The 13,376-nt window shown below is 72.4% G+C and carries 9 protein-coding genes; 4 read left to right on the top strand and 5 right to left on the bottom strand.

What is annotated here, in order from left to right:
• Window positions 1-17 precede the first annotated feature (17 nt).
• From M2283_RS39815 to M2283_RS39805, 3 genes are all read right to left on the bottom strand, one after another.
• Window positions 18-1,523, bottom strand: a complete 1,506-nt coding sequence (locus M2283_RS39815; RefSeq protein WP_280881408.1) for a DUF5719 family protein — start codon at window positions 1,521-1,523, stop codon at window positions 18-20.
• Complete coding sequence (locus M2283_RS39810) at window positions 1,520-5,170, bottom strand: glycosyltransferase (RefSeq protein WP_280881407.1); 3,651 nt, start codon at window positions 5,168-5,170, stop codon at window positions 1,520-1,522. The genes M2283_RS39815 and M2283_RS39810 overlap by 4 nt, the downstream gene beginning before the upstream one ends.
• A 204-nt stretch (window positions 5,171-5,374) precedes the next feature.
• Window positions 5,375-5,638 (bottom strand): WhiB family transcriptional regulator, encoded by a 264-nt coding sequence (locus M2283_RS39805; RefSeq protein WP_010034659.1) that lies wholly within the window; start codon window positions 5,636-5,638, stop codon window positions 5,375-5,377.
• Between the two features lie 648 nt (window positions 5,639-6,286).
• Between M2283_RS39805 and M2283_RS39800 the strand changes: the two genes are divergently transcribed.
• The 4 genes from M2283_RS39800 to M2283_RS39785 all read left to right on the top strand — a co-directional run bounded on the left by M2283_RS39800 (window position 6,287) and on the right by M2283_RS39785 (window position 10,383).
• Window positions 6,287-6,793: a cysteine dioxygenase gene (locus M2283_RS39800; RefSeq protein WP_280881406.1), complete on the top strand. Its 507-nt coding sequence runs from the start codon at window positions 6,287-6,289 to the stop codon at window positions 6,791-6,793.
• Window positions 6,794-6,826: 33 nt separating this feature from the next.
• Entirely contained in the window at window positions 6,827-7,786 is a 960-nt protein-coding gene (gene cofD / locus M2283_RS39795; protein WP_280881405.1) for a 2-phospho-L-lactate transferase, read from the top strand.
• Between the two features lie 86 nt (window positions 7,787-7,872).
• On the top strand, window positions 7,873-9,204 hold the full coding sequence (locus tag M2283_RS39790) for a coenzyme F420-0:L-glutamate ligase (protein ID WP_280881431.1): 1,332 nt from the start codon (window positions 7,873-7,875) through the stop codon (window positions 9,202-9,204).
• A 165-nt stretch (window positions 9,205-9,369) separates the two neighbouring features.
• Window positions 9,370-10,383 carry a DNA-3-methyladenine glycosylase family protein gene (locus M2283_RS39785; RefSeq protein ID WP_280881404.1) on the top strand — a complete coding sequence of 338 codons (1,014 nt, stop codon included), beginning with the start codon at window positions 9,370-9,372 and terminating at the stop codon, window positions 10,381-10,383.
• A 347-nt stretch (window positions 10,384-10,730) separates the two neighbouring features.
• On the opposite strand, the gene M2283_RS39780 is transcribed toward M2283_RS39785, so the two are convergent.
• Window positions 10,731-11,813, bottom strand: a complete 1,083-nt coding sequence (locus M2283_RS39780) for an NDP-sugar synthase (RefSeq protein WP_280881402.1) — start codon at window positions 11,811-11,813, stop codon at window positions 10,731-10,733.
• Window positions 11,814-11,972: 159 nt separating this feature from the next.
• Complete coding sequence (locus tag M2283_RS39775; RefSeq protein ID WP_280881401.1) at window positions 11,973-13,373, bottom strand: peptidoglycan recognition protein family protein; 1,401 nt, start codon at window positions 13,371-13,373, stop codon at window positions 11,973-11,975.
• Between the last annotated feature and the right edge of the window lie 3 nt (window positions 13,374-13,376).

Below are 13,376 nucleotides of genomic sequence, written 5' to 3'. Positions count from 1 at the left end.
CTCGCGCGCGTGCCGCCCTACTTCTGCAGCACCGACAGATCCTGGTCCGCCTGCGGTACCGCCACCGTCCCCCGGTCGTTCGGGAGGGTCTGGATCGTGAAGCCCGGTACGCCGTCCTCCGTGGCCGCCAGCGTGCGGGCGCCGTAGACCGGGCCGCCGGACAGCGTCTCGACCGTCAGCGCGTACGTGCCCTTGAGGCCGGTCGGGGCCGGGGCCTCGACGTTCTCGGTGGTGCCCGCCTTGATCGTGAACGTCTTGGAGACCGCCGTGCCGCCGCCGCTGCCCGCCGAGGCGGTGACCTTGACCTGGGCGGTGGCGGTCGGGGCGGTGAGGGACAGGGTGGAGCCCTTGGCGCTGTTGTCGGCGGACGTCGCGCGCGTGCCGACCGGTCCTGCGGCCGGGATGTACGCCGACTCCCGCTTGGCGCCCTTGCCGCGGACGACCTGGAGGGCGGCGATGACCGGCACGGACCGGTCGGTGGGCGTGAGCACCAGGGAGCCCGCCTCGCCGCGCGTGACGTCGCCGAGGTCGGTGGCGGTGGTCATGCCCGCCTTCACGTGCAGCGTCTCGTTGCCGGCGGGCGTGATCAGCCCGGACGGGGAGGCGAGGCGCACCTTGAGGTCGGCGTCCGCGTCACCGGGCGTGAAGGCGATCAGGCGTACGGCCGTGGCGTCCTTCGGGATGCCGGGCAGCACCAGGCTGCCGGCCGGGTCCGTGGTCGCTGCCAGCCAGTCGCCGCCGATCTTCTCGTCCAGGGCCTGCACGGCGGCGCCCAGGCGCCCGCTGCGCACGTTCACGTGCACGGTGAGGTCGGTCTGCTTCTCGTCGGTGAGCGTGGACAGCAGGACCGGGTCGCTGGAGTGCGGCGCGATCGTGATGCCCTCCCCCACCGTGGAGTCCAGGGCGCCGTCCTTGCCGAAGAGCTCGATGTCGACGACGGCCGCGGAGTCGTCGGGGTTGGTGAGGTGGACGTAGTCCGTGCGGTCGGCGTCCGTGCTGGCGCCGGTGAACCAGAACTCCGTGTCCGGCGCGGTGCAGTTGACGCCCAGGAGGCCGCGCCCCGAGCCCGCGGCGACCTCCGTGGTCTCCTGAACGGCCCAGCCGGGCGCGAACTTGCCCTCGGCGGTGCCGACCAGCGCGGGGGTCTCGCCGCCCGAGGTGTCACCGGTGACCGGGGTTCCGGGGTCCTTGGGGGTGAGGACCGGCTTGGCGGCCTTCTTCTTGTCGCTCTTCTTGCCCTTGCCGGCCGTCTCGTCGTCGGACTGCTCGTCGGCGGCGGCCAGTTCGGCCTTGCCGGTGGCCGCCGTGCCCTTCGTGACGGGCGTGAAGGACGTGTACGAGGTGTCGGCGAGGTCGGAGGTGCTGGGCTGCGGGCACAGCAGGCTGGTGCGCTCCACGGGCAGCACGGCGGCCGCCTTCGCGGTGTCCTGACCTGAGCCGTCCGGCGCCTTGAGCGAGGCGAACCCGGTGACCGCGGCGAGCGCCGCCGTGCCGGCGATCAGGGACAGGGTGGTGCGGTTCACTGCTGGCTCCCGTCGGGGCGCTCATTCGGGTGCGGGTGCTGTTGTTGTTGCTGCTGCTCCGGGTCGTACGCGGGGTCGTAGCCCTGCTGTTGGTACGACGGGTCATAGCCCTGGTCGTACCCGCCCTGGGGCTGGCCCCCGTAGGCGTACGGGTCGTACTGGCCGCCCTGGTAGGGATCGGCCTGGTACGTCTGGTCGTACGCGCCCGCCGGGTACTGCTGGGCGTCCTGGTACTGCTCGTTGTAGGTGCCGTACTCCGCGTTCGTGTACTGCGCCGCGTCCCACTCGCCGTAGGACTGCTGCTGCGGGACCGCGACCGGGGTCTCCTGCTCGGGCGGGACCGGGAACTCCTCGCTCGGGCCCGGCTCTTCGGCCTCCGCCTGGGCGCGCAGGCGGCGGGCGCGGCGGCCCTCGCCGGCCACGGGCTGGGCGGGGACGGCGGCCGGCTCGTCCGGCAGGTCGTCGTCGACGACGCGGCGCCGGCCGGGCAGCGCGAGCACGACCAGCACCAGGGCGAGGAAGCCCTGGGCCCACAGCCACGCGGTGTGGGTGATCGGGTCGTCGTAGGTGACGTCCAACGTGCCGCCGGAGGAGGGCAGTTGGAAGCCCTGGGCCCAGCCGTCGACCGTGGTGCGGGTGAGCGGCTTGCCGTCCAGGGTGGCCGTCCAGCCCTCGGCGGCGGTGTCGGCGAGGCGCAGGACGCGGCCGTCGGAGCCGGCCGGGACGGTGGTGTGGATGTCAACAGGCCCTGCGGCGACGGGCTGCGGGGTGCCGGTGCCGGACGTGATGGTGGCGCGCGCGACCTCCTGGTCGACCCGCCACAGGGCGCCGCCGTCCTGCTGGCTGAGCCTGCTCAGGCCCGGGGTGGCGTCCAGCACGCGCGTGACCTCGCGGGGCGCGCCCTTGTGGATGAGGACGTAGCGCACGGCGAACTTGCCGAGCTGGTCGGCCTGGTCGGCGCCGGAGCCGGCGACCAGGTTGGCGACGACCTTGTCGAGCTGGCCGTTCTCGCCGTCGGCGGCCGCGAGTTCGGCGTCGCCGAGGCGGGCGCCCGAGCCGCGTACGAGGGTGTAACCCACGCGCGCGGTGGAGTCGCTGTCGAGCACCAGCGTGCGTGCCTGGTCGCGCGTGCCGCTCTCCTCGGCGACGAACGCGGGCACCTGCACGGGGTCGCGCCGCTCGACCGGGCCGTCGGCGCCGCCGATCATCCAGCCGCCGGCGACCAGCAGCGGGCCCGCCAGCGAGGCGAAGGCGATCAGCACGGCCACCGGCTGGCGCCAGCCGAAGCTCTGCTCGGCCACACGCGCGCGTGCGCCGTCGGCGCCCAGGACCGCGGCGCCCAGCAGGGCGAGGCCGTAGACGAGGGTCGCGGGGCCCGCCCAGGTGGAGCCGTTGGACAGGACCGCGAAGACGAGGCCCACCAGGGCGACGAGCCAGGCCGCCCAGATGCCGAACTGCCGCTCGGAGCGCAGCAGGGCGGCCAGCGCGGCCAGGACGATGCCGATGAGCATCAGCCCGCTGACCGTGCCCGGGCCGCCCGGGCTCACGCCGAGCAGGTCGAGGGCGGAGGCGGCCGAGGAGCCGTACTCCAGACCGGCCTCCTGGAAGAAGCCGAACGGGAGCAGCGACAGCGACCAGGGCGCGAGGACCAGCAGGGGCGTGCCGAGCTGGGCCAGGAAGCGCAGGCCGTACGCGGTGATGTCGCCCCGGCGCACGGCCAGGACCGCGACGCCGAGGACCAGTGCGAGGGGCCACACGATCGGCGTGAACGCCGTGGTGATCGTCAGCAGCAGGGCGTACGCCCAGGTGGCGCGCCAGCTGCCACGCGCGCCGGACGCGTGCGTGAGGCCGCTGGCGGCGATGCCCGCGCGGGCCAGGAGCGGCAGCAGCACGGCCAGCACGGCGGTGCCCAGGCGGCCGCCGGCGAGCGCGCCGGTGGCGGCGGGCAGGAAGGCGTAGACGACGGCCGCCCACGCGCGCAGCAGCCGGGACTCGACGAGCGGGCGGGAGGCGAAGTAGGCGGTGAAGCCGGCCAGCGGCACCGAGCAGACCAGCAGCAGCGTGATCGCCAGGCCGGTCGAGCCGAACAGCGCGGAGGCGAGCATCGCCACGAGCGCGAGGTAGGGCGGCGCGGACGGGCTGCCGCCGGCGCCGACCGGGTGCCAGGAGTCGAGGTAGCGCGACCACAGCTCGCTGGAGTCGGCGGGGGCGGGCAGCAGCGCGCCGCCCGAGAGCGCGCCGCTGCCGAGCAGGTCGCGGCAGGCGACCAGCGAGAAGAACAGCAGCACCAGGAAGAGCATCGGGCCGGGCTTGCGGGCGATGCGCTTGAGGCGGGCGAACTGCTCGATCTCCAGGAAGTCGGCGTCGTCGCCGCCGGGTCCGGACTCGACCGCGCCGCCGTGCCGCCCCGCGCCGGAGACCGCCTCGGGGTCGGAGCTGCCGAACAGGTCGCCGGCGACCTGCTCGACGGTGGCCCGCACGGTCGCGCCGGGCGGTGGGAACAGCGCGCGCAGCTCGCCCTTGTCGATCTGCGGGGTGCCGCGCTTGCGCCGTCCGGCGATGATCCGCTCGGGTCGCAGCAGGGTGCCCAGCAGGCCGCGGATCTCGTCCAGGGCCTGCCCGGGGACCTTGCCGACCAGGTAGGCGACGGTCCGCAGGAGGGTGCCGAGCACGAGCCGGAACAGCACCCAGGGCAGCGCTGCCGTACGCGTGTTGACGAGCAGGGTGTAGGCGGCGCCCGCCTTGTCGACCTTGTGCGGGGAGGTGGCGGCGCGGCCCACGCAGTCGACGGTGCGGCGCTCGCGCGAGGAGGCCTCCGCGTGGCGTACGACCGCCTCGGGGGCGATGAGGACGCGGTGGCCGGCGGCCGTGGCGCGCCAGCACAGGTCGACGTCGTCGCGCATCAGCGGCAGCCGCTTGTCGAAGCCGCCGAGCTGCTCGAACACGTCGCGCCGGATCAGCATGCCCGCGGTGGACACCGACAGCACGGTCCGTACGTGGTCGTGCTGGCCCTGGTCCTGTTCGCGGCGGTCCAGGCCGGTCCAGCGGCGGCCGGAGTTGGCGACGCTGACGCCGACCTCCAGGAGCTGCCGCCGGTCGTACCAGCCGCGCAGCTTGGGGCCCACGATCGCCACGTCGTCGCGGCCCAGCTCCAGCTCGGTCTCCACGACGCGCAACAGCTGGGCCAGAGCCTCGGGCTCGGGCGCACTGTCGTCGTGCAGCAGCCACAGCCACTGGACCGGCTCTCCGTGCGGGAACTCGGGCATGTCGTACGCGTCGTCGCGCCACGAGCGCGTGACCGGGTCCCAGCCGCTGGGCCGCTTCAGGTAGGGCAGCTCGTCCGGGGTGAGTAGAGGTGCCGTGCGGTTGGCCTCCTCGACGGCCTGGCCGAAGCCGGTACGCCGGGCGAGGTGCAGCACACGGTCGGCGCCCAGGGCGTCGGTGACGAGCTGGGCGGAGGCGTCCGCGCTGCCGGTGTCGGCCGCCATGACGCTCTGAACGGGGCGCTCCTGGCCGAGCAGCCCGGCGAGCGCCTCGGGCAGCCAGCGGGCGCCGTCGTGGGAGACGATCACCGCTGTCACCACGTGACGCGGGAACTCAGGAGTGGCAGCGTCTGCTTGGGCTGCCGTATGGCTGTGCACGGACATCGAGGTACGGGCCCCGGTTCGATGGACTGCGGTGGACTCCCGCGCCCGCTGGTGGCGGCGAGGCGTCTCGGACGAGCAGCCACACTATCGGCTGGGCATGACGGCGGCCCGCCGCCTGTGGACAACCCACCTGCGACGGGCCGTTGGACACGTACCCGGATGCCGTTCGGACGGACGGCTCGGAAGTTTCGGCGATCGGCCCGGTCAGACCGCGGCCTTCTTCAGCCGGCGGCGCTCCCGCTCGGACAGGCCGCCCCAGATACCGAAGCGTTCGTCATTGGCGAGGGCGTATTCGAGGCACTCGGAGCGGACCTCGCAGGCGAGACAGACCTTCTTGGCCTCGCGGGTCGAGCCGCCCTTCTCGGGAAAGAAGGACTCGGGGTCGGTCTGGGCGCACAGTGCGCGCTCCTGCCAGCCGAGTTCCTCGTCCGCGTCGTCGACCAGCAGTTGCTGCACCGTCTCGGTCATGTGCGCCCCTCGTCTGTTCTTTCGCGTCCCCGTGATGTAGCCGTTACCGATTTCGGCTGAACGACACGAGTGAAATTACAAGTGTGCTGCTCCGGGCGAGTCAAGCCGAGATCTGCTATTGGGCCCCTTATTCACTCTGCGGAACCAAGGCCATGCGGAAAGTGTTCAAATCGGCATAAACCTTGACATGCAGACGAGGCCCGGAAGGACCTCCGGCCCCGCGCAGAGCCTGTACGGGGAAGGACGCCCAGAGATCCGATCTCGTTCCACGCGCACTCGGGGCGAACCGGATCACAGTCGGATCACGGGAACGCGACGAGGTTTGTGCGCCCGGTTGTGCGCCATGTGTCCCGGTGGGCGCATGAACAAACCTTTCACCTCGGACATGAACCGGATGAGGTGAACCATGTCCCACATTCCGGGCGTCGAGTTGACACTGTTGGTGTGAACCGATGTCCTTGTGGGCATGCTCGCGAACTTGGCACTCACCTCGACCCGCTCCGCCGGGTCCCACGGTGCTGCCCGCGCTCGCTGTAGCTGTTGCTGTTCCAGCTGTTGAGCCACCCCTGCTCCAGCTGGAAACCGAGTCCACCACGACTCGTTCTCCGTTCCCTCTGACCTTCTTTCACTGAGGAACCAGCGCACCGAATGAACAGCGACAACGACCTCCAGATCGCCGGCGACATCCTCGAAGTCCCGCATCTGCTGCAGCCCCCGCGCGAGCACCCGGCCACCGTGGCCGAGTTCGTCGGCATGGCCCGCTCCATCGCCGCCGACCGCACGCAGTGGGAGCACCTCGTCCGCTACGACGCCACGGCGCGCTGGTACCACCGGCTGCGCACCGGGCCCGGCTACGAGGTGTGGCTGCTGTCCTGGGTGCCCGGGCAGGGCAGCGGGCCGCACGACCACGGGCGTTCCTCCGGCGTGCTGACCGTCCTGGAGGGCACGCTGACCGAGCGCACCGAGCGGGCCACGCGCGCGTTGGACGCGGGGGCGCAGCGGGTGTTCGCGCCCGGGTACGTGCACGAGGTCGTGAACGACGCGCTGGAGCCGGCGGTGAGCCTGCACGTCTACTACCCGGGCCTGACCGAGATGCCGATGCACACCTCCCCGCACTGCGAGGCCCGGACCGAGCCGCGTGCGGTGACTGCCTGACGCGTTGTCGTACCCGCCTGCAAGACTTGGCCCATGCGCATTGTGGTTCTGGCAGGCGGCATCGGCGGTGCCCGGTTCCTGCGCGGTCTGAAGCAGGCCGTGCCGGACGCGGACATCACCGTCATCGGCAACACCGGGGACGACATCCACCTCTTCGGGCTCAAGGTCTGCCCGGACCTCGACACGGTGATGTACACGCTCGGCGGCGGTATCAACGAGGAGCAGGGCTGGGGGCGGGCCGAGGAGACCTTCCATCTGAAGGAGGAGCTCGCGGCGTACGGCGTGGGGCCCGAGTGGTTCGGGCTCGGCGACCGGGACTTCGCCACGCACATCGTGCGGACCCAGATGCTCGGTGCGGGCTTTCCGCTGAGCGCCGTGACGGAGGCGCTGTGCGACCGGTGGCAGCCGGGCGTACGGCTGATCCCGATGACCGACGACCGGGTCGAGACGCACGTGGCCGTGGAAGTCGACGGCGAGCGCAAGGCCGTGCACTTCCAGGAGTACTGGGTGCGGCTGCGGGCCTCCGTGCCCGCCGAGGCGGTCGTGCCCGTCGGCGCGGAGCTGTCGAAGCCGGCGCCGGGTGTCCTGGAGGCGATCGCCGAGGCGGACGTCATCCTCTTCCCGCCGTCCAACCCGATCGTCTCCGTCGGCACGATCCTCGCCGTGCCCGGCATCCGCGAGGCGATCGCCGACGCGGGCGTGCCGGTGGTCGGCCTCTCCCCCATCGTCGGGAACGCGCCCGTGCGCGGGATGGCCGACAAGGTGCTCGCGGCGGTCGGCGTGGAGTCCACGGCCGCGGCGGTGGCCGAGCACTACGGCTCGGGACTGCTGGACGGCTGGCTCGTCGACACCGTGGACGCGGACGCGGTGGACCGCGTCGAGTCGGCCGGGATCCGGTGCCGCGCGGTGCCGCTGATGATGACCGACCTGGACACGACGGCGCAGATGGCCCGGGAGGCGCTGACGCTGGCGGAGGAGGTGCGGGCGGCGTGAGCGGGACGGATGCGGTGAGCGGGACGGATGCGGTGAGCGGGGCGGATGCCGTGGCCGACGTGCATGGCGCGGATGGCGTGGGCGGCGTGAGTGACGTGGCCGGGGTAGACGCCGGAGGCGGTGCGGGCGGTTTTCGGGTCTGGGCTGTGCCCGGGCTGCCCGAGGTGCAGCGTGGGGACGATCTCGGGAAGTTGATCGCCGAGGCCGAGCCGGGGCTGGTCGACGGGGACGTGCTGCTGGTCACCTCGAAGGTGGTGTCCAAGGCGGAGGGGCGGGTCGTCGAGGCGGACGATCGGGAGGCCGCGATCGACGCCGAGACCGTCCGGGTCGTGGCCCGGCGCGGGCCGCTCAGGATCGTGGAGAACCGGCAGGGGCTCGTCATGGCCGCCGCCGGGGTCGACGCCTCCAACACCCCCGCCGGGACGGTCCTGTTGCTGCCCGAGGACCCGGACGCGTCCGCGCGGGCGATCCGGGACGGTCTGCGGGACGCCCTCGGCGTCAACGTGGGGGTCCTGGTGACCGACACCTTCGGGCGACCCTGGCGCTCGGGGCTCACGGACGTCGCGATCGGCGCCGCCGGCGTGCGCGTACTGGACGATCTGCGCGGTGGCACGGACACCCACGGCAATCCGCTCAGCGCGACGGTCGTGGCGACGGCGGACGAACTCGCCGCGGCCGGTGACCTGGTCAAGGGCAAGGTTGCCGGGCTGCCCGTCGCCGTCGTACGCGGGCTGGCGCACGTGGTGGCCGACGAGCACGGGGAAGGGGCGCGGGCCATGGTGCGCGACGCGCGCGACGACATGTTCCGGCTGGGCACGTCCGAGGCGGTACGGGAGGCGGTGACCCGGCGCCGTACGGTACGGGCCTTCACCGACGAGGCCGTCGACGGCGGGGCGGTACGGCGGGCGGTGGCCGCGGCGGTGACCGCGCCGGCGCCGCATCACACGACGCCGTGGCGGTTCGTGCTGCTGGAGTCGGCGGAGTCGCGGACGCGGTTGCTCGACGCGATGCGGGACGCCTGGATCGGCGATCTGCGGCGGGACGGGAAGTCGGAGGAGTCCATCGCCAAGCGGGTGCGGCGCGGGGATGTGCTGCGCAACGCGCCGTATCTGGTGGTGCCCTGTCTGGTGATGGACGGGTCGCACGACTACGGGGACGCGCGGCGGGACGGGGCCGAGCGGGAGATGTTCGTGGTCGCGGTGGGGGCGGGGGTGCAGAACTTCCTGGTCGCGTTGGCCGGGGAGCGGCTCGGGTCCGCGTGGGTTTCCTCGACGATGTTCTGTCGGGATGTGGTGCGTGAGGTGTTGGGGATTCCGGAGGGGTGGGATCCGATGGGGGCGGTGGCGGTCGGGCATGCGGCGGAGGAGCCGCGGGCTCGGGCGGAGCGGGATGTGGGGACGTTCCTTGAGGTGCGGTGAGGTGGGGGTCTCTCGGGCGATGCGGTGGGGTGTGGGCGTTCGTTGAGGTGCCGTGGGGTGCGGGCGCGTGGTCCGTTTCGCCTCTGGTTCGTCGTACGAACGCCTAGGCTCGCCGCCTAGGCTCGGCTCTTCCGTTTCCCGCTCCCACTTCCCAGGACCTCATTCGTGGCAGGACGTTTCGCTCCGCGGCCCACCCGTACGACCGTGCGCGGTGGGCATGTCGTCGTGCCGTCCGGGGTGCCTCGGCAGGCGGAAGAGCCTGGGCTGGTGCGGACGTGGGTGCCGGGGTGGCCGGTGGATCTCGGGCTGGTGCTCGGGCCGTTGCGGCGGGGGCCGGGGGATCCGACGTTTCGGGCCATGCCCGACGGGTCCGTGTGGCGGGCCTGTCGTACGCCGGGTGGGCCGGGGACCTTGCGGGTCTCGGTGCGGGGCGGCGGTGAGGTGCGCGGGGAGGCTTGGGGGCCCGGGGGTGCGTGGCTGCTTGAGCGGTTGCCCGAACTGCTCGGCGCTGCGGATGAGCCGGAGGCGTTCGTGCCGCGGCATCGGGTGGTGGCGGTCGCTCGGCATCGGCGGCCGGGGTTGCGGTTGACGCGAACCGGGCTGGTGCTGGAGTCGTTGATTCCGTCGGTGTTGGAGCAGAAGGTCACGACCGATGAGGCGTATCGGGCCTGGCGGTTGTTGGTGCGGAGGTTCGGGGAGCCGGCGCCGGGGCCCGCGGCGGTTGTGGCGGGGCGGTTGTGGGTGATGCCGGGGGCTCGGGCGTGGGCGTTGATTCCGTCGTGGGAGTGGCATCGGGCCGGGGTGGACGACAAGCGGGCGTCGACGATCCTGCGGGCGGTTCGGGTGGCTCGGCGGTTGGAGGAGGCGGTGTTGATGTCACCGGAGGGGGCGCGGGAGCGGTTGGAGGTCGTGCCGGGGGTTGGGCCTTGGACCTCGGCGGAGGTGGTGCAGCGGAGTCATGGGGCGGCGGATGCGGTGACTGTGGGGGATCTGCATCTGCCGGGGATTGTGGGGTGGGTGTTGGCGGGGGATCGGGATGCGGATGACTCCGTCATGTTGGAGTTGTTGGAGCCGTATGCGGGACAGCGGCATCGGGCTGCTCGGTTGATTTTGTTGAGTGGGCGGGGGCCGGGGCGGCGGGCGCCGCGGATGCCTGTCGGCGACATTGGGCGGCTTTGAGGCGTACGGCGGTGTATTGACGGGCGTTTTTCGCCCCCGCCGCCCCTACCCGTCCCATCCCCAGGGGCTCTGCCCCTTCGACCCCGCCGGGGCTCCGCCCCGGACCCCGACCGGCCCTGAAGGGGCCTTGTCCTCAAACGCCGGACAGGCTGAAAGACAAGACGCGGACCGGCGTCCACGAGGCGCAGCTCCTGCGAGTGGGGGGATCGGGATGGCAGAGTCTCGTCCTCGGACGCCGGACGGGCTGAAAGACAAAGACTCGGACCGGCATCCAGCGGGCTCTGCGTAGCGGCCACTGGATGCCGGTCCGAGGAGCAGGCGCACCGCCCCCTCCGGGTGGACCGTCCCTACTGATCCGAAGAGAACCGCACCGACCCCGCCGGAATCCGCGCGTCGCACCACACCCTGACCCCGTCCCGGAGTTCGTTGTCGGCGCCGATGATCGCGCCGTCGCCGATGACCGTCCCGGTGAGGACGGAGCGTTCGCCTACTCGGGCTCGGGTGCCGATGAGGGAGTCGGTGATGACGGCGCCGGGTTCGATGACGGCGCCGGGGAGGATGGTGGAGCCGAAGACCCGGGCGCCCTTCGCGACGAAGGCGCCCTCGCCCACCACCGTGCCGCCGGTCAGTTTCGCGTCGGGGGCCACCCTTGCCGTGGGGAGGACCAGGCGGTCGCCGCAGCGGCCGGGGATCGCGGGGGACGGGGCGTGGCCCAGGACCAGGTCGGCGGAGCCGCGGACGAAGGCGGCGGGGGTGCCGAGGTCGAGCCAGTACGTGGAATCGACCATGCCCTGGAGGTGGGCTCCCGCGGAGAGGAGGTCCGGGAAGGTTTCGCGTTCGACCGAGACGGGGCGGCCTGCCGGGATCGTGTCGATGATCGAGCGGCGGAAGACGTACGCGCCCGCGTTGATCTGATCGGTGACGATCTCCTCGGGGGTCTGGGGTTTCTCCAGGAAGGCCAGGACCCGGCCCGTCTCGTCGGTGGGGACCAGGCCGTACGCCCTCGGGTCCGTCACCTTTGTGAGGTGCAGGGATACGTCCGCGCCCGTTTCTTCGTGGGTGTCCACCAGGCGGCGGATGTCCAGGCCCGTCAGGATGTCGCCGTTGAAGATCAGGACCGGGTCGTCCGGGCCCGAGTGGAGGCGCGAGGCCACGTTGCGGATGGCGCCGCCCGTGCCCAGGGGCTCCTCCTCCGTGACGTACTCGATGTGCAGGCCCAGGGACGAGCCGTCGCCGAAGTACGGTTCGAAGATCTCCGCGAGGTAGGACGTGGCCAGGACGATGTGTTCGACCCCCGCCGCTCTCGCTCTCGCCAACTGATGCGTGAGGAAGGGGACACCCGCCGCCCGGACCATGGGCTTCGGCGTGTGCACCGTGAGCGGGCGGAGCCGTGTGCCCTTGCCGCCGACCAGGAGAATCGCTTCTGTCACCTGTCGTCTCTGCTTCCTGCCGGGACCGGCCGAACTGACTTTCGGCCGGCCAGTGTATGCAGAACGTTGTTCGGCGCCTTCGACGGTCGTGCGGCATCCCGCGAGTCCACCCATGCCCCCCGACGGCGGTGAATGCGGCCCCCGAGTGGCTCCCGCCGGTCAGCGGCCCTGGAAGCGGGCCGCGGTCGTGCGGGTCGTGCCGAGCTTGCGGTAGAGCTGCAGGCCCGGGCAGTCCGTGGCGAAGCCGTCACGGTGACCGGAGATCACATTCAGTCGTACGTTCTTTCCTTTTCGGTAGAGATTGCCACCGCCGGACTTCAAATATGTCTTTCCGCTTGGATTGCCGCCCCAGATGCCGAGCTTCCAGGCCGCGAGGCGGGCGATGGCCCTCACCGCGGCGGCGGGCGGCTTGGCCGAGCCGAAGCTGCCGAGGACCGCGATCCCCATGCTCTTGGTGTTGAACCCGAGGGTGTGGGCGCCCAGCACCGGCTTCGCCACTCCCCCGGCCCGGCCCTCGTAGATGGTTCCGCACTTGTCGACGAGGAAGTTGTAGCCGATGTCGCGCCAGCCCATGCTCTTGACGTGGTAGCGGTAGATACCGCGGATGACGGAGGCCGCCTGCGAACACTTGTACCCGTTGCCGGTGTCCGTGTGGTGTACGAAGGCCGCCTTGACGTTCCTCGTGTAAACGAACTTCTTCTCGCGCAGCTTCTCGTCCGCGCCCCAGCCTCGCCGGGTGATGATCCGCGGGCGCGGGCCGATGTACGGCTTCACGCGCTGACTCCGCGTCAACTCGGCGCCGCGCAGGGTCCGTAGTTCCCGTTCGGTGGCCGCCTGGTCCAGCGCCGGGATCTCGGTGGCGGCCAGGGACTCGGCCGACTCGGGCGTCCCGGTTCCGGCCCGGAGCGACCCCGCCCGCGTCACCGGCGCCGCCCCGCCGGGTCCCGCCCCGCCCGGCTCCGCCCCGCCCGGCTCCGCCTCGCCCGGGTCCACGAGTTCGAGGCGCAGGCCCGACGGGAGCGCGGTCGCGGACGTCAGCGTGCGGGTGCCGCGGGCGGTCTCCTCCGTACGACGCACACCCTCGGCGCGTACGCGGACCTCCACGCCGTCCGAGTCGCCCACCCACAGCGGGGTCGTGGAGCCGCGGACGCGGCCCGAGGTGCGCTCGGTGGAGTCGGGGTCGGGCGCGTCGTCGCTGTGGGTCCCGATGTCCTGCCACTGCGACCAGGTGCCGGAGCCGGTGGCCCGGGTGCGGACCTGGACACTGCCGTGCAGGGCGGTGTCCGGGTCGTCCCAGATGACGCCGACCATCGAGAAGTGCCGTACGTCCCGGCGGGCCAGGCCCTGTTCGGAGGCGGCGGAGCCGAGGACGCGGTCGCGGCTGAGGGAGGTGAGAGGCAGGGACTGGGTGCTGCCGGGCAGGACGTCCGGGCGGGTCGCCGGCATGGACGCCGTGCGGCTCGACGCCGGGCTCGCCGCAGCGGCTGCCGGCGGGGTGAGCGGAAGGGCGAGGGCGGCCGCACAGGCGACGCCGACCGGGGAAGCAAGGAATCCACGCATGCA

Source organism: Streptomyces pseudovenezuelae (assembly GCF_029892565.1).
GTDB lineage: Bacteria > Actinomycetota > Actinomycetes > Streptomycetales > Streptomycetaceae > Streptomyces > Streptomyces pseudovenezuelae_A.
Note: the sequence above shows the minus strand (reverse complement) of the source record. Positions and strands in the feature narration are given on the sequence as shown.